The sequence below is a fragment of the Bradyrhizobium huanghuaihaiense genome (assembly GCF_007830635.1).
In the GTDB taxonomy this organism is placed as follows: domain Bacteria; phylum Pseudomonadota; class Alphaproteobacteria; order Rhizobiales; family Xanthobacteraceae; genus Bradyrhizobium; species Bradyrhizobium huanghuaihaiense.
Genome location: NZ_VLLA01000001.1, coordinates 562,628 through 584,168, shown reverse-complemented (window position 1 = coordinate 584,168; position 21,541 = coordinate 562,628). Strand labels below are relative to the sequence as shown.

Sequence of the window (21,541 nt, the reverse complement as noted above, 5' to 3'; positions counted from 1 at the left end):
CGGGCTACGGGAATCACTACTGCCCGTGCTCCGTCAGCACCTTGTCGCAGGCCTTGCTGAGGCGGGTGCGGTTCTGCTTGAGGCAGGCGAGCACGGCGCCATCGCCATTATTCATCACGGCGCGGCAGAAGCGGCTGACATCGCGCGCACAGGCGTCGTGTCCGGGCTGCTGTTGCGCGGACGCGGCGGTCGCGCACAAGAGCAAGGAAATAACGAAAAGAAATCTGGTCATCGCGTAATGCCTCTTACCCGGAAGAATGTGCGGGCGAAGCTAGTGCGACGATCCCTGAGCCGCAACGGCTTTATTGGCAGGCTGCATGACACCGCCGCGTGGCCCCGGCTTGACGCCGGGGCGCATCGCGAGGGGAGCTAACCGACGCAACGATCGCAGTGCTGCTCTTACTGTTTGTCCTGCGCGTCAGCGACCTTGCGTGAGGCGCCCTTGGCGAAGTCCTTGTCCATCACTGCGCGGCAGCCGGCGCTCAGATCCGAGCGATGCTTGATCATGCACGCGGTGATCTTCGGTATGTTGGGGATCTCCGACGAGCACAGGCGGAAGGCATCGCCGGTGCACATCTGCTGCGCTTCGGCCGTGAAGGCGAAGCTCGAGGTGGTCGAGACGATCGAGACGAGGGTGGCAAAGCCCAGAGCCAGGCCGGTATCGCGGATCTTGCTACTCAGGGACTTGGTAGAGAACGACGTGGTCATTTGAAGCTCCCATTGGCGCCGCCATAGCGGGCCCGTTGTTAATGGGAACTACGATGCTCCGGCAAAACCGTTTCCACTGTGATGACGGTCACGACAGCCCCGCCTTCTGTGACCTCGGTCACTTTGGCGCACCTCGCTGAAATTCCTCCGCATCCGCCGTCGTGTTGGTGTCACGTTAACTGTTCCTTCGCATTAATGGCTCGTCGCGCGGGAAATTCCGCCGGTTTGGTTGCGTAATTGGAAAGAGTAGCGATGCGTAATGCGTTGGGCCTGATGCTGGCCAGTGTAGTTGCGGCGGTCGTGATCGCCGCCGGCGGTTGGTTTTATTATTCCGCAAGCGCCGATCAGGGCGCCCCCAAGACAGTTGCCGCCCGTGCCGCCGACCCATTGCCGGCACAGGCGAAAATCGCCGCCAAGGACGACGTCGCGACCACTGCGACGATCGCGGCGAAGCCGACGGCCGTTGCCCAGGCACCCGCGCCTGCGCCCGCACCGGTCGCGCCAGTTCAGCCGAAGCAGGCCTGCGCCAATCCGAACGCGCTGGGCGTATCCCGCGTGGTCGAGATCGACACGACAGGCGGTCCGGGTTTCGGCTTCGAGCATTTCAAGCAGTTCGACTTCCTGACCGACAAGGAGGTCGTGCTGACCTTCGACGACGGTCCGTGGCCGGTCAACACGCCCGCGGTGCTGAAGGCGCTCGCAGATGAATGCACCAAGGGCCTGTTCTTCTCGGTCGGCAAGCACGCGACCTACCATCCGGAAATCCTGCGCCAGGTGCTCGCCCAGGGCCACACGGTCGGCACGCACACCTGGTCGCATGTCAACCTGAACAGCAAGAAGATGACGGAGCAGCAGGTCAAGGACGAGGTCGAGAAGGGCTTTAGCGCGGTGCGGTTCGCGCTCGGCACCAATCCGGCACCGTTCTTCCGCTTCCCGCAGCTTCAGCACAATCCGGCAATGGTGACCTATTTCGGCACCCGCAACGTCGCGATGTTCTCGACCGACATCGACTCCTTCGACTTCAGGAAGGGCGCGACGCCGGAGAAAATCGTCGAGACCGTGATGACCAGGCTCGACAAGCTCGGCAAGGGCATCATCCTGATGCACGACTTCCAGAAGCACACCGGCGAAGCCATGCCGGCGCTGCTGGCACGGCTCAAGGCCGGTGGTTACAAGGTCGTGCAGATGAAGGCCAAGACGACGTTCCAGACGCTGCCGGAATATGACGAGGCGCTGATGAAGGACATGAAGGTGCCGACGGCGGGCACGAACACGCGTCCGATCGGAAGCGTGGTGCAGACGGTCTCGCAATAGGCGGCCGAAGCACGTCCTCAAGACATCATGGCCGGGCTCTGCCCGGCCATTTGCTTTTGGAAGGGGAGGAAGTGCCTACCAATAGATGCCGTGGCTGCGGTCGCCAGCATGGGCAGATGCAGAAGCCAGGGCCATGGCGGCGACCAGAATGATTTTGCGCATGTGAATCTCCCCGTGTTCGGCGTGACCGGGACATTCCGGGGCGGGCGCGAGGTTATGTGGCACACGCCACGCAAACATGGGGCCGCGTGCAACGCGCGGTCATGCGAGCCGGCTGCCGTCGGCATACGTTTTCATGGCGGTCTGATGAAACAAGGCGCTGGTGCCGCAAGAGGGATTCGAACCCCCGACCCCGTCATTACGAATGACGTGCTCTACCGACTGAGCTATTGCGGCAGCTCTGCCGGGACCAAAGCGATGCCGGTCCCGATACGCGCGCTCCTGATATCGGGCGTGGCCCGAATTGGCAAGGACAAGCGGGGGCCGAAATGCGCCTCACGCGCCCCAGCGGGACCAGAATCCGCGCCAGCCGCCGGCCTGGGCCTTTGCATCGGGCTTGGGCGTGCCGATTTGTTCCGTAAATTCATCGCTCGGGCCCTCATCATCGATCCCGGGATCGTCGGGCGCGCGGACGATCGGGATGACGGCGGGGATCGGGGCGGGCTTGCCGAGATCGGCGCGGGTCCGGAACACCGGCGTTGCCGCCGGCGGCGATGATTCGGCCGGGTCGGGGGCCGGTTTGACCGGCTCGGCAGGTGCCACCGCCGGTTCGTCCGTGGCGGTTTCCGTGACGGCTTCCTTGACCGTTTCCTCGGCCGTTTCCTCGGCCGTTTCCTTGGCGGTTTCCTTGGTCTCGGGGGGTGAATTGTCCTGAGCGGCGGGGGCCGGGGCCGGACCTGTCACGACCGGTTCCACCGGGCTCTCGCTCTGAGCCGCCGTCACCCGCTTTGGCGGCGGGGCGGCCAGCATGGCCTCCTCGAAGGCCGAGGATTCGATCGTGGTCGCCTTGTCCGAGGGCAGGCTGGCGACCGGCGTCTGCCACTGGAAGGCGTCGAGCCGGCCGGTGACCGGGGAGACCGGGCGCCAGCGGTCGCTGACATAGCCGTCCGCGGTCCAGGCCGGATCGTGGCGGGCGCGCACCGCGCGCAGGGTCCAGGCGCGGGCACGGCCGCTATCGCCGTGCTCGGCGCGCTCGATCTCGGCCATCAACAGCGCCACGCGCTGGGTCGGATCGTTGATATAGGGCGCGAGCACCTGGCGTGCGCGGGCGAACTCCGTGGCATCGATCGCCGCGCGCGCGATCGCGAGCTGGCCCTCGACATGGCCGGGCTTGTCGGCAGCCGTCTTGGCCGCGAGCGTCTCGACCCGCTGCAGGCGCTGCCGCGCGGAATCGCCGAGCTTCACATGCGCATAAGCATCCGCAAGATCGGGATGCGGATTGGCGAGCCAGGCGGTCTCGACCAGCTTCATGGCGCGGCGGACCTGATGCGCCTCGCTCTCGAATTTTGCGGCGAGCACTGCGGCCGGCACCAGGGTCGGCGCGAGCTTGATCGCATCCATCACGCTCTCGCGCGCGACGTCGCGGTCCATCTTTTCCAATTCAAGCGCGCGCGCCGTGAGCAGCACACCGCGCTGGCGGCGATAGGCCGGCTTGTCGATCAGGCCGGCGGACAGATTCGAATCGAGGATCGCGAGCGCACCGCTCCAGTCGCCGCGCGCGCAGCGGAAGCCGAGCACCGCATGCGAGGCCCAGGTCGAGGACGGCGACAGCTTGATCGCTTCCTCCGCGATCATCACGGCGCCGACCGCATCGTCGGCGCGCTGCGCCTCGATGAACAGGCCGCGCAGGCCGAGCAGGCGCGTATCCTCGCGCTCGGCCATGGCGCGGAAGACGCGCTGCGCTTCGTCGCGCTTGCCCTCGAGCTGGGCCGATTGCGCATGCAGCAGCAGCGCGAGCGGATCGTTCGGCGCGTGGCGCCGCGCCGCCTCGGCGTGACGCCGAGCGAGCGCGGTGTCGCCGTGACCGATCGCGAGCAGGCCGTGGGTGATGGCGTGGCGGCCGCGCGCGTGACGCTTCTCGTGACGACGGCGGCGCATGCGGCCCGGCGTGCGCCAGATCGTGGTCAGGATGCTCCAGACCAGCACGACGGCCGCGGCAAAGAGGCCGAGCAAGAACACGAACCTGGGCAACGTCGTAGACGCGCGGAAACCACCCGCGGTCAGGACGAGATCGCCAGGTTGGTCGGCAACCCAGGCGGCGCCGCCCGCCGCCAGTGCAATCAGGACAAGGAAAAGGACGATGCGAAGCATGGCGATCCCTATTACGCGCTGATTGTTGCGCGAATCTTATTGAGCAGATTTGGCGAGATCCGCCATGGCATCGTCGGCGAATTTGCGGGACGCGGCGAGCGCGGCGTCGCGGGCATCGGCCTTCTCGAGCCAGGCCTGCGCCGGCGCCCGATCGGCCTCTGGCAGCGTCTTCAGCTCCCGCCGCGCCTCCACGAAATCGTTGCGCAGCGCCGCGGCCGTCACCCGGGCGACGATGGCGCCGCGATCGTTGCCGACGCCGTCGGTGCGCTCGATGCGTACGAGTTTCGACGCGCCTGCCTGCAGGCGCTCGACGATGCCGACATTCGCGGCCGGGGCTTCCGCCGGCGGCGACAATTTCGGCACGATGGCGAGCAGCTCGCGGCTCAGCGCGACCGGGGTCGGGATGCCCGACGATGCGAACGCATCGAGCGGCTTCAGCATGTCAGGCTTGGCGGCGAGCGACCGCGCCGCGGACAGCTGCGACTGGTAGGGATCGCCATGGCGAACGGCGACATCGAGCAGGGTCGCAGCCACCACAAAGCGCAGCGGCTTGTCATCCATCACTTTTGCGTCGGCGATCTTCTCGCCTTGCTGCGCGAGCTCGGCGCGTTCGGTCTTGCTGGCGCGCTCGAGCTGCGTGATGCGGTCGGCGAGCGCGGCAACATCGGGCGCAGCGGTACGCGGCGCGGATTTGCTATCGTTCAGCGCGCTCGCGGTCTTGTCGGACTGCGCGCGTAGATTGGCGATGTCGCTGCGCAGCGCGCTCGCCGATTTCTCCAGCGCGTCGATCCGCGCGGCCATGGCCGGATCGGCGACGGGCTTGCCGGCCTTGCCCTCGACCGCGGCGACGCGACCACTCAAAGCATCGACCGTCGCGCTCGTGACTTGCGGCGCGGCCGGCGGCGCCTGCACTGCGGGCCAGCCCAGCATCCAGCCGACCCCGATCACGAGCGCTGCCGCCGCCGCACCGGAAAACGGTGCAATGACCCAGGGGGACATCGACCGCGAAGCGGACGCGGGCGCAATGGAAGGCTGCTCCTCGGCTGACTCGGGTTGAGGCTCGGGCTTGGTCTCCTCGACCTTTTCCTGCTCAGGCGCGGCCTGCTCGGCCGCCGGCTGAGCCTCGGGCTCGCCCGCCAGCTCCTGCGGCTGGGTCGAGACTTCGGTTGCCTCGAGGTCGATGGTGGGCGGGGTGCGCTTGGCACGACCGGTGTCGGGAGCCAATCCTGCGTCTTCAGGCTTGTCGTCGGCCATCGTGACGGTTCCTCACACTTCCATACCTTGCACAGATCCTGGCATTAGATCCTTAAACGGACCCGATCGCGCCGGATTCGGCCCGACCTCTTACGCCAAACGGGTACGCAAAGCACGCTCCAAGGTGTCAAATAAGGCATTTTCGTCCGGCGTCGCGGCTACCAGAACCTGCGACGCACCGGCATCGCGCAGCACGCCGGCGACCGTCTCGGACAGGCAGCATTGCGGGATCGCCAGCGCCGAAATTTCGACGCCTTCGTCCCGCGCTGCGTCCAGGAACGCCCGCGCGCTGCGCCGGGAGTAGTGCAGCACCGCCTCGACCCCGTGGGCGGCAAAGCCCTCGCAGACCTCGCGCGGCAGATGCTTGACCGGCGCCATGCGATAGGTGGTCTGCGTCACCACGTTGAATCCTTCCGCACCAAGCTCTCCGCCGAGATCGCGCGACAGATCCGCGCCGGCAAGATAGAGCAGCGTGCTTTTCTTCTTCAGCACCTTGTCGCGTGCGCTTTGCACGACCTTGTCGCGTAGGGCCGCAGCATCGCCGCCGGCGACGATGACCTCGCCAAAGCCGGCGTCAAGCGCAGCAGACGCTGTGTGCTCGCCGACCGCGAACAGCGGCAGCTCCAAAAGGCCGAGGTCCCGCAATTGCGGCGCGACGGCGCGGATCGCATTGGCCGACGTGACGATGACGGCGCCATAGCCCGCTTCACCCTCGTCATGGAAGGCGACGGGCTCGAACTTGAGCACCGGCGCGAGCAGCACCACATGCCCCCGCGCGCGCAGATTGTCCGCTGTCGCCTCATTGTCGGGATGCGGCCGTGTGACAAGAATGGACATCGCGTGTGTTCCCGAACCGCGTGACGGTGACGCATTCGCCGGGATCGCTGCGCGTGACGATTGCGCAATCTGGCCCCGGAATGCTACCGGACTTACCAGAACTCTGCTTTATGGATCAGTGCAAGGGCGCAAATTGGATAACGATTCGCCAATGCTGGTATTGGGTATCGAAACCACCTGCGACGAGACCGCCGCGGCGGTGATCGAGCGCGCGCCTGACGGCAGTGGCAAGATCCTGTCCAACATCGTGCGGTCGCAGGTCGAGGAGCATGCCCGCTTCGGCGGCGTGGTGCCGGAGATCGCCGCGCGCGCGCATGTCGACGTGCTCGACGGGATCATCGACCGTGCCATGCACGAGGCCGGCATCGACTATGCCCAGCTCGACGGCGTCGCCGCGGCCGCGGGGCCTGGGCTGATCGGCGGCGTCATCGTCGGGCTCACCACCGCGAAGGCGATCGCGATGGTGCATGACACGCCGCTGGTCGCGGTGAACCATCTCGAAGCGCATGCGCTGACGCCGCGCCTCACCGACGGAATCGATTTTCCCTACTGCCTCTTCCTCGCCTCGGGCGGCCATACCCAGATCGTGGCGGTCACCGGCGTCGGCGAGTATGTGCGGCTCGGCACCACCGTTGACGACGCCATCGGCGAAGCCTTCGACAAGGTCGCGAAGATGCTGGGCCTGCCTTATCCAGGTGGCCCGCAGGTCGAGCGCGCGGCGGAAAACGGCGATGCCACGCGCTTTGCTTTCCCGCGGCCGATGCAGGGGCGGCCCGACGCCAATTTCTCGCTGTCCGGATTGAAGACGGCCGTCCGCACCGAAGCGAGCCGGCTCGCCGAGATCACGACGCAGGACATCAGCGATCTCTGCGCGAGCTTCCAGGCCGCGGTGCTGGATTCAACCGCCGACCGGCTCAGCGTCGGCCTCAAGCTTTTCCGCGCGCAGTTCGGCGCGCCGCGCGCGCTCGTGGCCGCCGGCGGCGTCGCTGCCAATCAGGCGATCCGCGGCGCGCTGCACGACGTCGCGCGGCAGGCGGGGACGCAATTGATCATGCCGCCGCCGGCGCTCTGCACCGACAATGGCGCGATGATCGCATGGGCCGGCGCCGAGCGCCTCGCGCTGGGCATGACCGACACGATGGAGGCGCAGCCGCGCGCGCGCTGGCTGCTCGACGCCAATGCCACGGCGCCCGCCGGCTACGGCAAGACGCGGGCGGGATACTGACGATGACCGCGTTCCAATCCGTTGCGGTGATCGGAGCGGGTGCCTGGGGAACGGCGCTGGCGACGGTGGCGGCGCGGGCAGGGCGGAGCGTCACGCTGTGGGCGCGCAACGCGGAGCATGCAACGCGGATCGCCTCGACACGCGACAATCCGCGATTGCCCGGCGTGCGGATCGCGCCGGAGATCGTGGTGACGAGCGATCTGGCGGTCGCCGCGCACGCGGAGATGCTGCTGATCGCAACGCCGGCGCAGCATCTGCGCGGCGCGGTCAACATGCTGGCCTCGCACATCACGACGCCGGTACCGATCATCGCCTGCGCCAAGGGCATCGAGCACGGCACCCATAAATTCATGACCGACGTGATCGCGGAGGCCGCGCCGCACGCGCAGCCGGCGATTCTGTCGGGTCCGAGCTTTGCCGACGACGTCGCACGCGGCCTGCCGACGGCGGTGACATTGGCGGCGAAGGACGAGGTGTTGGCGAGCGGCCTGGTGCAGGCGCTGGGCTCACCGACATTCCGCCCCTATCACTCCACCGACATCCGCGGCGTCGAGATCGGCGGCGCGGCCAAGAACGTGCTGGCGATCGCGGTCGGCATTGCGGTCGGGCGCAAGCTCGGCGCCTCGGCCCAGGCGGCGCTGACGACCCGCGGCTTTGCCGAGCTGACGCGCCTAGGCCGCGCGCTCGGCGCGCGCAGCGAGACACTCGCCGGCCTGTCCGGCCTCGGTGATCTGATCCTGACCTGCGCGAGCCCGCAATCGCGCAACTTTGCGCTCGGCCTCGCCCTCGGCCGTGGCGAGCAGCCGTCCGCCGGCAAGCTAGCCGAAGGCGAGTTCACCGCGCCGGTGCTGATCGAACTCGCGGCTTCGCAAAACATCGAGATGCCGGTATCAGAAGCGGTCGCGTCGATCCTGAGCGGCCGCAGCACGATCGACGCCGCGATCTCGGGGTTGTTGACGCGCCCCTTCAAGGCAGAGGAATGAGCATGGCGTACTGGCTGGTGAAATCCGAACCGTCGGTGTGGTCCTGGGACCAGCAGGTGGCGAAGGGCGCCAAGGGCGAGGCCTGGACCGGCGTGCGCAATTATACCGCGCGCCAGAACCTCGTGAACATGAAGAAGGGCGACAAGGCGTTCTTCTATCACTCCAACGAGGGCAAGGAGATCGTCGGCATCGTCGAGATCATCAAGGAGGCCTACCTTGATCCGACCGACAAGACCGAAAAATTCGTCTGCGTCGACATCAAGGCCGACAAGCCCTTGAAGACGCCGGTGACGATGGTCGCGGTCAAGGCCGAGAAGAAGCTCAAAGACATGGCGCTGGTGAAATATTCGCGCCTGTCGGTGCAGCCGGTGACGGCGGATGAATGGAAGCTCGTCTGCAAGATGGGCGGGATGTAGGCAGTGCCGTAGCCCGGATGAGCGGAGCGACATCCGGGATTATCTGGTCCCGCATATCGCTACGCTCATGCGGGCTACGATAGCCGAGCTTGCGTCTCCGCCAGCGCAAACACCTCGCAAGGCGCGGCAATGCCGCGGAGCGAATGCGATCCGAGCGCGATCAGCGGCATCTCCGTCTCGGCGGCGAGTGCGCCCGACACCAGCACCGTCCTGCCGAGCGGCTTGCACAATCCCTCGAGCCGGCTGGCGAGATTGACGGCGGGACCGATCGCCGTGAAGTCGAGCCGGTTGGCGGCGCCGATATTGCCCCAGAGCATCTCGCCGAGATGGAGCGCGGCACCGAACCCGAGCGGCGGCAGGCCTTGCGCGCGGCGCTCGGCATTGAGATAGGCCATCCCGGCTTCGGCCGCGCCTGCCGCGCGGAGAGCGGCATCGCAGGCGCGGCGCGGCGATGCCTCGAGCACCGGAAAGATCGCGAGCACGCCGTCGCCGATGAATTTCAGCACCTCGCCGCCGAAGGCATGAACCGCGCCGGCGATGCGGTCGAACCAGGCGTCGAGCGCCGCGATGACCTGGGCCGGCGGAGTGGTTTCCGACAAGCTCGTGAAATTGCGCAGGTCTGCATATAGCAGCGCGGCCTGAATGGTCTCGCCGAGATCGCGCCGCAGAGGTGCCGCCAGCACCCGCTCCGCGCTGCGCTTGCCGAGATAGGCATCCAGCGTTGCCCGCAACGTGGCACGCGCGGCGAGCACGGCAAGGGGCGTCGCCGCGAAGCGGGCGGCCTGGCGCAATCGTTCGGTCTCCTCCGCAGTGAACGGGCGCGACCCGATCCAGCCGAGCAACGGCCCGTCGGACCGTCCGACGACATCCTCGTGCACCTCGCCGCCCGCGACGTCGCGCAGCCAGCGGCGGCCGCCATCGTTGGGCGGGTCGGGCGCAAGGCCGCCCGGCGCGAAGCCGAGCGCTTCGATGACGCTGCCAGTCTCGGCACGCCACAGCCAGGTCCGCTTCGCGATCAGCGGATGCGGCACCTCCAGCGTCAGGGCGCCCGCCGCAAGCGGCACGCCGTCGGCGATCAGATGCGCGCCGAGTTCCGCGAGCAGGCGGTCGGCCCCGGGACAATCCGAGGCGGCATCGACGAGCCAGGCGAGGGTCGGGGACAGGTGCATGGCCCGATGATGGCGAAGCTGGCCCGTCTTTGTCACGGGCAATCCTTGACGGAGCGCAGGGCCGCCGCCATGTCCCATCGTCAGACCAGGGATGATCGCCGATGACCGAGCCGTTCATAGTGCGACGCGAGACCCAGATCGCCGCCCCGCGCGCCACCGTCTTCGCCTATCTCACCGACCCCGAGAAAATTTTGAGCTGGATGGGGTCCGACGCGACCACGGAACCGCATCCCGGCGGCCTCTATCTGCTGAAGGGTATCGGCCCGCGCGGCGCCGCCGCCCGCGGCGCCTTCCGCGAGGTCGTGCCGGTGCATCGCCTGGCCTATACGTTCGGCTGGGAGGGCGGTCAGGAGGTGCCGCCCGGCTCGAGCCTGATCGAGATCGATTTGATCGAGCGCGACGGCGGCACGCTGCTGCGCATGACCCATAGCGGGCTGCCGAATGCTGAACAGGCGGCGGCACATGCGAAGGGATGGGCGCACTATCTGGAACGGCTCACAAGCGTAGCGGCTGGCGGCGATCCCGGTCCGGACAGGGGTGTGTCCGACAAGACGTAGCTCTCGTAGGGTGGGCAAAGGCGCGCTCTTCACGCCGTGCCCACCACCTTTCACCATGAGCAAATGGTGGGCACGGCGCTTCGCGCCTTTGCCCACCCTACGGCAGTGTCGTTACACCGCGGCGGTCGCCACCACCTGCGCCAGCAGCTGCTCGCGGCGGGCTTGGGAACGCTGGCCCTTCATCGTCGCAGCGAAGCGCTCGAGGATGCCGTCCTCGAAGGCGGTGACGATGGTGTCGTGGACGTAGCTCTTGCGGCAGATCGCCGGCGTGTTCGAGAGCTTGTCGGCCGCGGCGCGGATCGCGTCCAGCACCTGCTTCTTGCGGCCGCGCTGGCTGGTCGCCGGCGTGATCCGCGACAGCGATTCCACCACGACGGCGGACGCCATCAGGGTGCGAAAATCCTTCAGCGAGATCTTGATGCCCGCGATCTCGCGCAAGAACGCATTCACCTGCGTGGTGTTGACCGCGCGGACGATGCCGTAGGCATCGCGATACTGGAACATGCGCTTGCCGGGGACGCTCTGCAAAATGCCAATGGCGCGCACCAGCTTGGCCGCGTCGCACTCTTTCCGCACCGCCTTGCCGCCCTTGGCCTTGAAGGTCAGCACGAAGCAATCGTCTTCCAGCGTGACGTTGGACTTCAGCAGCGTGGTGGCGCCGCGGGTGCCATTCAGGCGGGCATAGGATTCATTGCCCGGGCGGATCGCGGTGCGCGCGATCAGCTCGATCACCGCCGAGAGCGCGAATTCGCGCGTCGGCTCGTCGCCCGACAGGAACGCCGAGACCTTGCGCCGGATCTTTGGCAGTGCGCCGACGAGCTTCTCCAGGCGATGCGCCTTGCGATGCTCGCGGACCTTCTCCCAATCGGCGTGATAGCGATATTGCAGCCGGCCCGCGGCATCGCGTCCCACCGCCTGGAGATGCGAGCTCGGATCGGCCGAGTAGCGCACCTCGCGATAGGCCGGCGGCACCGCCATGGCGTGCAGCCGGCGGATGGTGCGGGCGTCGCGGATATGGGCGCCGTTGGGGCGGACGAAGGAATAGCCCTTGCCGCGCTTGATGCGGCGGATCTTCAGCTCGTTCTGGTCGCCGAGCCGCAGGCCCAGCTCCTTGGCGAGGGCCTCGACCGTCGCCGCGGGCGCCGTGTCGAACGCCTTTTTCGGGCTGGGACGGCTGGATGCGGCCGGTTTCGGCCATTGTCCGAGGGCTTTGGCCAGCGCAATAGCGGCAGGATCGGCTGAAGCGGGCCGCAACGTCCCGAGATTCTGCTGATCCATCATAGTCTTACGCCTTAGCCCTGCCTGTTATCGGTCAATGCCGCTGTTCTGATTTTTGTTCCATGAAGTCTCTTCGGACCCGGGTTGGCCATTTAGGGTGTTCCGAACCGTATTGCGAGTCCCGAATCAGTGAAGAGCGGTTCCTAAATACCTCCGGCCGGCGCATGGGGGCTCTGCAGGGGCCTATTCCGCGGTTTGGGTAAAGAGCCCAAAGGCGCCCCGTCGGCCTGTTTCAGATTTGCGACAGCCAACCTGGCTGACCTTGATCCTCCGCATGGCCGGCGGCTCGTCGAAGGTCCAGCTTGTGCTCCTTGTCGGGTCCGGTTAGCCCGACGCATAATCCGTCAAATGATGCTGTCGGCATGGCCTGAGCTTGCCGCATGTGGAGGGAAATATGTCCGAGAAGATCTACGACGTGCCGGCGGAATGGGCAAAGCGCGCCTGGGTCGACCAGGCCAAGTACAAGGACATGTACGCCCGCTCGATCTCGGACCCGAGCGGCTTCTGGGCCGAACAAGCCAAGCGCATCGACTGGATGAAGGCGCCGACTAGAATCGAGAACGTTTCCTTCGCGCCCGGCAACATCTCGATCAAATGGTTCGAGGACGGCGTCCTCAACGTCGCCCACAACTGCATCGACCGGCACCTCCACACGCGCGCCAACCAGACCGCGATCATCTGGGAAGGCGACGATCCCTCGCAATCCCGCCACATCACCTACAAGGAGCTGCACGACGAGGTCTGCCGGATGGCCAACATCCTGCGCACCCGCAACGTCAAGAAAGGCGACCGCGTCACCATCTACCTGCCGATGATCCCCGAGGCCGCCTATGCGATGCTGGCCTGCGCGCGGATCGGCGCAATCCACTCCGTGGTGTTCGCGGGCTTCTCGCCCGACAGCCTCGCCCAGCGCATCAACGACTGCCAATCCAAGGTGATCATCACCGCGGACGAAGGCCTGCGCGGCGGCAAGAAGGTGCCGCTGAAGGCCAATGTCGACGCGGCGCTCGCCAAAGCCGACGGCGTCGACTGGGTCGTCGTGGTCAAGCGCACCGGCGGCAAGATCGACATGAATCCGACGCGCGACCTCTGGTACCACGAGGCCGCGGCGATGGTGACGACGGAATGCCCGGTCGAGCACATGCATGCCGAGGATCCGCTGTTCATTCTCTACACCTCGGGCTCGACCGGCCAGCCCAAGGGCGTGCTGCACACCACGGGCGGCTACCTCGTGTTCGCCTCGATGACGCATCAATACGTCTTCGACTATCACGACGGCGACATCTACTGGTGCACCGCCGACGTCGGCTGGGTCACCGGCCACAGCTACATCCTCTACGGACCGCTCGCCAACGGTGCGACCACGCTGATGTTCGAGGGCGTGCCGAATTACCCGGATAATTCGCGGTTCTGGAACGTCATCGACAAGCACAAGGTCAACATCTTCTACACCGCGCCGACGGCGATCCGCGCGCTGATGCAGAGCGGCGACGAGCCGGTGAAGAAGACCTCGCGCGCCTCGCTCCGGCTGCTCGGCTCGGTCGGCGAGCCCATCAATCCCGAAGCCTGGGAATGGTATCACCGCGTCGTCGGCGACGACCGCTGCCCGATCGTCGACACCTGGTGGCAGACCGAGACCGGCGGCATCCTGATCACGCCGCTGCCGGGCGCGACGAAACTCAAACCGGGCTCAGCGACGCAGCCGTTCTTCGGCGTGGTGCCTGAAATCGTCGACGCCGACGGCAAGGTGCTGGAAGGCGAGACCACCGGCAATCTGTGCCTCACCCGCTCATGGCCGGGCCAGATGCGCACGGTCTATGGCGATCACGCGCGCTTCGAGCAGACCTACTTCTCGACCTACAAGGGCAAGTATTTTACGGGCGACGGCTGCCGCCGCGATGCCGACGGCTATTACTGGATCACCGGCCGCGTCGACGACGTCATCAACGTCTCCGGCCACCGCATGGGCACCGCGGAAGTCGAGAGTGCGCTGGTCGCGCATGAGAAGGTGTCGGAGGCCGCCGTGGTAGGCTTCCCGCACGACATCAAGGGCCAGGGCATCTATGCCTATGTCACCCTGATGGCCGGCGTGCAGCCGACCGACGATCTGCGGAAAGAACTCGTGACCTGGGTGCGCAAGGAGATCGGCCCGATCGCCTCGCCCGACCAGATCCAGTTCGCGCCGGGCCTGCCCAAGACCCGCTCCGGCAAGATCATGCGCCGCATCCTGCGCAAGATCGCCGAGGACGAGCCGGGCAGCCTCGGCGATACCTCGACGCTGGCGGATCCCGCCGTGGTCGATGATCTCGTGAAGAACCGGCAGAACAAGAAGTCGGCGTAAGCCGCTCTCGTGCCCCGGACGCAGCGCAGCGCGCACTTGCGATGCGCTGCAGAGCCGGGGCCCATCCAACGGCAAAACGTGCAGCCTCCTGGGTCCCGGCTCTGCGTCGCGTCACCATAGCGCGTCGAAGACGCGCGTAGACGCGCTTAAGGTGCCGCGCCTTGTCCGGGACACGAGGCCGCGGTTCGCGCCGCCCCCTAAACAACAGCCATTCACATCCTCACGCTCTTGTCAGGGCGCGCGGCGGCGCGGCTGCATCTTTCCCTCCGACTGTTGTTTTCAGGTCATTTACTTTATTTCGAACATTTCCTTTGTTCCCCCTGCCCGCTGGCCCTCGGCGGCCGTGCTTGGAAACCATCCGGTTAACGGGCGCGGTTAATACTGTGTGGGCGAGCAGGCCATTGCCGGGTTTTGCGTAGATTTGGACGACCCGTTCGGGGCAACGGAAGGGAAGCATTGATGTCGATGAGGATTGCTGTGGCGGTCGCCGCCACCATCGGGGCAGGGATCTTGATGTCGAGCGCGGCCGAGGCCCGGCCGGAAATGGTCGGTGCGCATCCGGGCGACTATTCGCCGGGCACCATCGTGGTGAAGACCAACGAGCGCAAACTCTATCTCATTCTCGATTCCGGCCACGCCGTGCGCTACCCGGTCGGCGTCGGCAAGTCCGGCAAGCAGTGGGCCGGCACCACCCGCATCGACGGCAAGTACCGCAACCCGGCCTGGTCGCCGCCCGCCGAGGTCAAGCGCGACAAGCCGCAGCTGCCCGACGTCATTCCCGGCGGCTCGCCGCGCAACCCGATGGGCGTTGCCGCCATGACTCTGGCCGGCGGCGAATATGCCATCCACGGCACCAACGTGCCGGGCTCGGTCGGCGGCTTCGTCTCCTATGGCTGCATCCGCATGCTCAACGACGACATCACCGATCTCTACAGTCGCGTCTCGGTCGGCACCACGGTGGTCGTGACGCGCTGATCGCTAAAATCGCAAGAGAATCGAAAAGGCCGCGTCGTTCGACGCGGCTTTTTTGTTACCAGAAGCGTCTGCTCCGCGCGCACCAGCCGTCGCGGTGGCCGCCATCGTAGCTCCGCGCGTAGCCGCCGGCGAGCAATGCTGCGGACACGTTGGCAGTGCGCCTGGTGGCGACGTCGGCGAGAACGCGACCGTATTTGTCAGCTCCGAGATTGCTGATGGTCACGTCACCCTGGCCGAGCAAATCGCGCAGCGCGGCGGTCGCGGCCTTGGCCTTGTCCAGTTCATCCTGACAGGATGCTTTCATCTCCGGCGCATCGATTCCGCGCAGCCGGACCCGCACGACGAGATCGCGGCCGTTGCGCTGGAGCACGCGTGCAAGAAAAGTATCGCCGTCGATGGCGCGGATGACATCGACCGGCTGGCGTGCATTGGCGTTGCCGGACTGCTGCAGGACGATCTCGGTATCTTTCGCCCGTCCTTCGGCGTCATGCGCAGCAGGCCAGTTCGTTCCGTGCCGGGAGACGAGCACCAGAGCCGTCGCGGCTCCGATCACGAACATCCACGGGAGCAAACCGGAAAAGCGACGTCCGAACGGCGAGCCGCTATAGGACGGCCGACGTGGATGGCTGGGCTCGAAGCGCGGCATCCGCGCACGCTAGGGCTGAGTCGGCCGAACCGGCAAGATGCCTCAAGAGGTAGGGAAGACGAGAAAGTATGCCGGACCTGCAGCTCAAAAATCCGACGCAATGCCTTTGCGCTCCCAATCCCCGTAACGGGTGGGCTCAGGCCCCTTCGGTCCCTGCAATTCCTTGGGCCCCGCTTCGGCATGAGCCGCAGCAGCAGCCTGCCGGCGTGCTTCGGCCTCGGCCAACGCACGCTGGGCAGCCGGCGGGAGCTGCTTGCGATCAGGAACGGAGGGTTGGTCACTCATGTCGGCGCTCCTAGCGCAAGATCACGGGGCATGCGAGGTCCATTATCGCATTGCTGAAATGGTCATGGCGGGCTGTAAACGCGAGACGCCATTCTTACATTTGGCATATTCGCGTGTCACAGATCGAATTCTCTAGGCATGCGCCCATTGCGGCGGAACTGCCGCTCGCTCAGAACCTTGCTTCCGCATGCCATCTCAACGTTTCGCCCCACCGTCCGAAGTGCCTGGTCTTGCGGCGCGGCGGATTGCCGCCGACATCGTCGACGGCGTCCTGCACAAGCACCGCACGCTTGACGACCAGCTCGACGGCGGCGGCGCCCATCCCGGACTGAAGACGCTGGCCGACCGCGACCGCGCGCTGATGCGCCGCCTGGTTGCGACCGTGCTGCGCCGGCTCGGCACGCTCGGCCATGTCCTGTCCCGCCTGCTCGACAAGGGCATTCCCTCCGACGCACCGCGCGCGCAGAGCGCGCTCCTGATCGGCGCCGCCCAGATCCTCTGGATGGACGTGCCCGATCACGCCGCCGTCGATCTCTCCGTCCGCCTCGTGCAATCCGACCGACGCGCAGCCCGTTATGCGGGCCTCGTCAATGCCGTGCTGCGCCGCTGCGCGCGCGAGGGCAAGGCGCTGGTCGACGAGGTCGCGACGCAATCGCTGGATCTGCCGCCCTGGCTGCTTTCGCGCTGGAGCGCGCATTATGGCGAGGCGACAGCGAGGAACATGGCGCTGGCGCTCGGCCATGAGCCGTCGCTCGATCTGACCGTGAAGTCGGACCCCGAACAATGGGCGAGCCGCCTGCATGGCGAGACGCTGCCGACCGGGACGGTGCGGATGCTGCTGCACGGCTCGGTGACGATGCTGCCCGGCTTCGCCGAGGGACAATGGTGGGTGCAGGATGCCGCCGCCGCACTGCCGGCCCGGCTGTTCGGTGACATCAAGGGCAAGTCGATTGCAGATCTCTGCGCCGCGCCCGGCGGCAAGACCGCGCAACTGGCGCTATCAGGCGCGCACGTCACGGCGATCGACCGCTCGCCCGCCCGTGTGGCGCGGCTGCGCGAGAATCTGGCGCGGCTGTCGCTCCAGGCCGAGACCGTCGTCGCTGACGCCGTGGAGTGGGCCGGCCCGGCCGAAGGTTTCGACGGCGTCCTGATCGACGCGCCCTGCACCTCGACCGGCACCATCCGCCGTCACCCCGACGTCGCCTGGCTCCGTCAGGAATCCGACATCACTGCCCTGACCGCGCTCCAGCAGCGGCTGCTGAAGAAATCCGTCTCGCTGCTCAAGCCGGGCGGCACGCTGGTCTACTGCACCTGTTCGCTGGAACCCGAGGAAGGCGAGCAGGCCGTGGCCGCGCTGCTGGCCGCCGAGCCCGCGTTTCGACGCGTCCCGATCGAGGCCTCGGAGGTCGCGGGCCTCGCCGAAATCATCACCGCCGACGGCGACTTGCGCACCCTGCCGAGCCATCTGCCGAACGCCGATCCCAAGCTCGGCGGGCTCGATGGATTCTTCGCGAGCCGGCTCGTTAAATCCTGATTTTGCACTGGTTTTTGCAATCCCGACGCTGATTCGCGCCGTTCAGGGTGGTGTCAGGCGGTCGATTTTGGGATTAATAAGGATTCGTCGGAATCCTCTCTCCCCCTTCAAGGCAAGGCGTGTCGGTCGCTCAACGCAGACGTATCTCGACGCTGGTCATGAACCGCTTCGCGCGGAACATGCTCGCGCGCGCGAGTGGCGGCTCGGTTGCACTGTCGCGGGTGTGGCCCAGCCGCACCGACCGGCTGATCATCGCGCCGCATGACTTACGCACCGCCGATGCGACCCGCGCCGCCGAGATCTATGCCGGCCGCTTTGTCTTCGCCGGCAAGATCGTCAATTGCCACGGCCGTTCGATCTTCGATCTCGAGCCGCCATCCGAAGATTGGGAGGTCGCGCTGCTCGGCTTCGGCTGGCTGCGCCATTTGCGCGCCGCCGACACCGCGCTGACGCGAGCCAATGCGCGCGCGCTGGTCGAGGACTGGATCGCCAATCCCGCCAACAAGCGTCGCCCCGTCGCGCGGCGCGCCGACGTGCTGGCGCGGCGCGTGATCTCGCTGCTGTCGCAGGCGCCGCTGGTGCTCAACGACACCGACAACAAATTCTATCGCCGCTATTTGCGTGCGCTGGCCCGCGAGATCCGCTTCCTGCGCTACACCATGGTCGACATTCCCGACGGGGTGCCGAAGCTCCAGGTGCTGATCGCGCTGTGCTACACGACGCTCTGCCTCGCCAACCAGGCGCGCCATATCCGCAGCGCTTCGAAAAAGCTCTCGGACGAATTGCAGCGGCAGATCCTGCCCGACGGCGGCCACATCTCGCGCAATCCGGGCGCGCTGATCGAATTGCTGATCGACCTCTTGCCGCTGCGGCAGACCTTCGCCGCACGCAACATCGCGCCGCCGCCGGCGCTGCTCAACGCCATCGACCGCATGATGCCGATGCTGCGTTTCTTCCGGCATGGCGACGGCAATTTCGCGCTGTTCAACGGCATGAGCGCGACGCCTTCCGACCTGCTCGCGACGCTGCTCGCCTATGACGACACCCACGGCGCGCCGATGGCGAACATGCCGCATACCGGCTTCCAGCGGCTCGATGCCGGCCAGACCACTTTGATCATCGACACCGGCCCGCCGCCGCCGGCCGGCGTCAGCCACGACGCCCATGCCGGCTGCCTGTCGTTCGAACTGTCCTCCGGCATCAGCCGCATCGTCACCAATTGCGGCATGCCGACCACCGGCCGCGACAATTGGCGACCGTTCGCGCGCGGTACCGCGGCGCATTCGACGCTGACCTATCACGACACCTCATCATGCCAGTTCGTGGAGATGTCGGCGATGAAGCGGCTCCTGCACGGCTCGCCCGTCACCAGCGGTCCGGTCGAGGTCGAGAGCTATCGCGAGGTCGTGCAGAACGGCACGCTGCTCACGACATCGCATGACGGCTATCTCGGTAAATTCGGCGCGATCCATCGCCGCGTGCTGATGATCGCCAATGACGGCGCGCGCATCGACGGGGAGGACACGCTGTCGCCGCCGCAAGGCGGACGTCTCAAGGGCGCCGATGCCGATTTCGCGCTGCGCTTCCACCTGCATCCGGCGGTGAAGGCGAGCCGGCTGTCGGATGCCCGCGGCGTCATGCTGGTGCTGCCGAACCGCGACGTCTGGACCTTCGAGGCGCTCGACGACAAGGTGGATCTCGAGGACAGCGTGTTCCTGGCCGGCAATGACGGCCCGCGCCGCACTGCCCAGATCGTGATCCGCCAGGATGCGCGGCAGGCCCCTTCGATCCGCTGGAGCTTTATCCGCTCCACCGCTTCGCCCGCGGTTACCAATGCCCGCCGCAACGCCCGGCGCGAGCCGGAACTTCCGCTGTAAACAGGCGCAATCCGGTCCTATCTAGCCGTTGAGACGCGCGCCAAAAGCTGCTATCGAGCCCTCGCTCGCGCGACTGGCGACCTTGGATGGAGCACCATCGGGAAGCGCGGGACATATCAGCCGCGCGCCTGGGCATAGACACTCCCTTAGCAGAGGATCTTGCTCATGACTGACCATCCCCGCCGCGTCACCCGTGCCCTGCTCTCCGTCTCCGACAAGACCGGCCTGATCGAATTCGCCAAGGCGCTCGCCGCGCATGATGTCGAGCTGGTTTCGACCGGCGGCACGGCCAAGGCCATCGCCGCCGCCGGCCTCAAGGTGAAGGACGTGTCCGACCTCACCGGTTTCCCCGAGATGATGGATGGCCGGGTCAAGACGCTGCATCCGAAGGTGCATGGCGGCCTGCTCGCGATCCGCGACAACAAGGAGCATGCGGAGGCGATGAAGGCGCATGGCATCGCGCCGATCGACCTGCTCGTCGTCAATCTCTATCCGTTCGAAGCGACGGTCGACAAAGGCGCCGGCTTCGAGGATTGCATCGAGAACATCGACATCGGCGGCCCCGCGATGATCCGCGCCGCCGCCAAGAACCATGACGACGTCGCCGTCGTGGTCGAGGCCGACGACTACAAGGCCGTGCTCGACGAGCTCGCCGCCAACAACGGCGCGACCACGCTGAAGCTGCGCCGGCGTCTCGCCGCAAAGGCCTATGCGCGCACCGCGGCCTATGACGCCGCGATCTCGAACTGGTTCAACCGGCAGCTCGAGATCGACGCGCCCGACTTCCGCGCCTTCGGCGGCAAGCTGATCCAGTCGCTGCGTTATGGCGAGAACCCGCACCAGACTGCGGCGTTCTACGCGACGCCGGACAAGCGCCCGGGCGTCTCGACCGCGCGGCAGCTGCAGGGCAAGGAGCTCTCCTACAACAACATCAACGACACCGACGCGGCCTATGAATGCATCGGCGAGTTCGACGCAACGCGCACCGCGGCCTGCGTCATCGTCAAGCACGCCAACCCTTGTGGCGTCGCCGAAGGCGCGAACCTCGTCGAGGCCTATCGCAGGGCGCTGGCCTGCGATTCCACCTCGGCGTTCGGCGGCATCATCGCGATGAACCGCGCGCTCGACGCCGACACCGCGCGCGAGATCACGAAGATCTTCACCGAGGTGATCATTGCGCCCGACGCGACCGAGGAGGCGATCGCCATCATCGGCGGGAAGAAGAACCTGCGCCTGCTGCTCGCCGGTAGCCTGCCCGATCCGCGCGCGCCCGGCCTCACCGCCAAGACGGTGGCGGGCGGCCTGCTCGTGCAAAGCCGCGACAACGCCGTGGTCGACGACATGACCTTCAAGGTCGTCACCAAGCGCGCGCCCACCGATGCAGAGATGCGCGACCTGAAATTCGCGTTCCGGGTGGCAAAACACGTCAAGTCCAACACCATCATCTATGCCAAGGATCTCGCCACCGTCGGCATCGGCGCGGGCCAGATGAGCCGGGTCGATTCAGCGCGGATCGCGGCACGCAAGGCGCAGGATGCTGCGAACGAGCTGAAGCTCGCAGAGCCGCTGACCAAGGGCTCGGTCGTGGCGTCGGATGCGTTCTTCCCGTTCGCCGACGGCATGCTCGCCTGTATCGAAGCCGGCGCCACCGCCGTGGTGCAGCCCGGCGGCTCCATGCGCGACGACGAGGTGATCAAGGCCGCCGACGAGCACGGCATCGCCATGGTGTTCACGGGGACAAGGCACTTCAGGCACTGAACCGCGCCACGAGCGTAGCCCGGATGGAGCGCAGCGAAATCCGGGTTTCGCAACCTCACAACGACTGTCCCGGA

General features: G+C 66.6%; 19 protein-coding genes, 1 tRNA gene and 1 riboswitch. Of the genes, 10 read left to right on the top strand and 10 right to left on the bottom strand.

What is annotated here, in order from left to right:
• Positions 1-16: 16 nt before the first annotated feature.
• Together IQ16_RS02745 and IQ16_RS02740 are read right to left on the bottom strand one after the other, a co-directional pair.
• Complete coding sequence (locus IQ16_RS02745) at positions 17-232, bottom strand: cysteine rich repeat-containing protein (RefSeq protein WP_018645104.1); 216 nt, start codon at positions 230-232, stop codon at positions 17-19.
• Between the two features lie 167 nt (positions 233-399).
• Positions 400-708 carry a hypothetical protein gene (locus IQ16_RS02740; RefSeq protein WP_018645103.1) on the bottom strand — a complete coding sequence of 103 codons (309 nt, stop codon included), beginning with the start codon at positions 706-708 and terminating at the stop codon, positions 400-402.
• Positions 709-960: 252 nt separating this feature from the next.
• Here IQ16_RS02740 and IQ16_RS02735 point away from each other — a divergent pair, with 252 nt between their 5' ends.
• Entirely contained in the window at positions 961-2,022 is a 1,062-nt protein-coding gene (locus IQ16_RS02735) for a polysaccharide deacetylase family protein (protein WP_018645102.1), read from the top strand.
• Between the two features lie 320 nt (positions 2,023-2,342).
• Here the strand turns inward: IQ16_RS02735 and IQ16_RS02730 are convergent.
• The 4 genes from IQ16_RS02730 to IQ16_RS02715 form a co-directional block, all read right to left on the bottom strand.
• Positions 2,343-2,418: transfer RNA gene (locus IQ16_RS02730), tRNA-Thr, on the bottom strand.
• A 99-nt stretch (positions 2,419-2,517) separates the two neighbouring features.
• Positions 2,518-4,332, bottom strand: a complete 1,815-nt coding sequence (locus IQ16_RS02725; protein WP_018645101.1) for a heme biosynthesis protein HemY — start codon at positions 4,330-4,332, stop codon at positions 2,518-2,520.
• A gap of 36 nt (positions 4,333-4,368) precedes the next feature.
• Positions 4,369-5,586 carry a COG4223 family protein gene (locus IQ16_RS02720; protein ID WP_018645100.1) on the bottom strand — a complete coding sequence of 406 codons (1,218 nt, stop codon included), beginning with the start codon at positions 5,584-5,586 and terminating at the stop codon, positions 4,369-4,371.
• Positions 5,587-5,676: 90 nt separating this feature from the next.
• The gene (locus IQ16_RS02715) at positions 5,677-6,423 is read right to left on the bottom strand and encodes a uroporphyrinogen-III synthase (RefSeq protein WP_018645099.1); all 747 of its coding nucleotides are present in this window, start codon (positions 6,421-6,423) and stop codon (positions 5,677-5,679) included.
• Positions 6,424-6,574: 151 nt separating this feature from the next.
• Here IQ16_RS02715 and tsaD point away from each other — a divergent pair, with 151 nt between their 5' ends.
• Genes tsaD through IQ16_RS02700 form a run of 3 tightly spaced genes read left to right on the top strand, consistent with a single transcriptional unit; the run spans position 6,575 to position 9,047 of the window.
• Positions 6,575-7,648, top strand: coding sequence for a tRNA (adenosine(37)-N6)-threonylcarbamoyltransferase complex transferase subunit TsaD (gene tsaD, locus IQ16_RS02710; protein ID WP_018645098.1), 1,074 nt, complete (start codon positions 6,575-6,577; stop codon positions 7,646-7,648).
• 2 nt (positions 7,649-7,650) lie between these two features.
• The gene (locus IQ16_RS02705) at positions 7,651-8,631 is read left to right on the top strand and encodes an NAD(P)H-dependent glycerol-3-phosphate dehydrogenase (RefSeq protein ID WP_018645097.1); all 981 of its coding nucleotides are present in this window, start codon (positions 7,651-7,653) and stop codon (positions 8,629-8,631) included.
• A 2-nt stretch (positions 8,632-8,633) separates the two neighbouring features.
• Positions 8,634-9,047 (top strand): EVE domain-containing protein, encoded by a 414-nt coding sequence (locus tag IQ16_RS02700; protein ID WP_026312321.1) that lies wholly within the window; start codon positions 8,634-8,636, stop codon positions 9,045-9,047.
• 74 nt (positions 9,048-9,121) lie between these two features.
• Here the strand turns inward: IQ16_RS02700 and IQ16_RS02695 are convergent, their stop codons facing one another.
• On the bottom strand, positions 9,122-10,216 hold the full coding sequence (locus tag IQ16_RS02695) for an adenylate/guanylate cyclase domain-containing protein (protein ID WP_026312320.1): 1,095 nt from the start codon (positions 10,214-10,216) through the stop codon (positions 9,122-9,124).
• Positions 10,217-10,317: 101 nt separating this feature from the next.
• On the opposite strand from IQ16_RS02695, the gene IQ16_RS02690 reads away from it, so the two are divergent.
• Complete coding sequence (locus IQ16_RS02690) at positions 10,318-10,773, top strand: SRPBCC family protein (RefSeq protein ID WP_018645094.1); 456 nt, start codon at positions 10,318-10,320, stop codon at positions 10,771-10,773.
• Between the two features lie 111 nt (positions 10,774-10,884).
• On the opposite strand, the gene IQ16_RS02685 is transcribed toward IQ16_RS02690, so the two are convergent.
• Complete coding sequence (locus IQ16_RS02685; protein ID WP_018645093.1) at positions 10,885-12,054, bottom strand: DNA topoisomerase IB; 1,170 nt, start codon at positions 12,052-12,054, stop codon at positions 10,885-10,887.
• A gap of 391 nt (positions 12,055-12,445) precedes the next feature.
• Here IQ16_RS02685 and acs point away from each other — a divergent pair, with 391 nt between their 5' ends.
• Together acs and IQ16_RS02675 are read left to right on the top strand one after the other, a co-directional pair.
• Positions 12,446-14,392: an acetate--CoA ligase gene (acs, locus tag IQ16_RS02680; protein WP_026312319.1), complete on the top strand. Its 1,947-nt coding sequence runs from the start codon at positions 12,446-12,448 to the stop codon at positions 14,390-14,392.
• A 459-nt stretch (positions 14,393-14,851) separates the two neighbouring features.
• Complete coding sequence (locus tag IQ16_RS02675; RefSeq protein ID WP_020607978.1) at positions 14,852-15,367, top strand: L,D-transpeptidase; 516 nt, start codon at positions 14,852-14,854, stop codon at positions 15,365-15,367.
• A gap of 55 nt (positions 15,368-15,422) precedes the next feature.
• On the opposite strand, the gene IQ16_RS02670 is transcribed toward IQ16_RS02675, so the two are convergent.
• Both IQ16_RS02670 and IQ16_RS02665 read right to left on the bottom strand, forming a co-directional pair.
• Positions 15,423-16,013: a thermonuclease family protein gene (locus tag IQ16_RS02670; RefSeq protein WP_018645090.1), complete on the bottom strand. Its 591-nt coding sequence runs from the start codon at positions 16,011-16,013 to the stop codon at positions 15,423-15,425.
• A gap of 84 nt (positions 16,014-16,097) precedes the next feature.
• Positions 16,098-16,298 (bottom strand): DUF1674 domain-containing protein, encoded by a 201-nt coding sequence (locus IQ16_RS02665; RefSeq protein WP_018645089.1) that lies wholly within the window; start codon positions 16,296-16,298, stop codon positions 16,098-16,100.
• Positions 16,299-16,485: 187 nt separating this feature from the next.
• Between IQ16_RS02665 and IQ16_RS02660 the strand changes: the two genes are divergently transcribed.
• The 3 genes from IQ16_RS02660 to purH all read left to right on the top strand — a co-directional run bounded on the left by IQ16_RS02660 (position 16,486) and on the right by purH (position 21,467).
• Positions 16,486-17,832, top strand: coding sequence for an RsmB/NOP family class I SAM-dependent RNA methyltransferase (locus IQ16_RS02660; protein ID WP_018645088.1), 1,347 nt, complete (start codon positions 16,486-16,488; stop codon positions 17,830-17,832).
• 158 nt (positions 17,833-17,990) lie between these two features.
• Entirely contained in the window at positions 17,991-19,709 is a 1,719-nt protein-coding gene (locus IQ16_RS02655; protein ID WP_026312318.1) for a heparinase II/III family protein, read from the top strand.
• Positions 19,710-19,768: 59 nt separating this feature from the next.
• Positions 19,769-19,850, top strand: a riboswitch (ZMP/ZTP riboswitch).
• A gap of 24 nt (positions 19,851-19,874) precedes the next feature.
• Positions 19,875-21,467, top strand: a complete 1,593-nt coding sequence (gene purH, locus IQ16_RS02650; RefSeq protein ID WP_018645086.1) for a bifunctional phosphoribosylaminoimidazolecarboxamide formyltransferase/IMP cyclohydrolase — start codon at positions 19,875-19,877, stop codon at positions 21,465-21,467.
• Positions 21,468-21,541 lie beyond the last annotated feature (74 nt).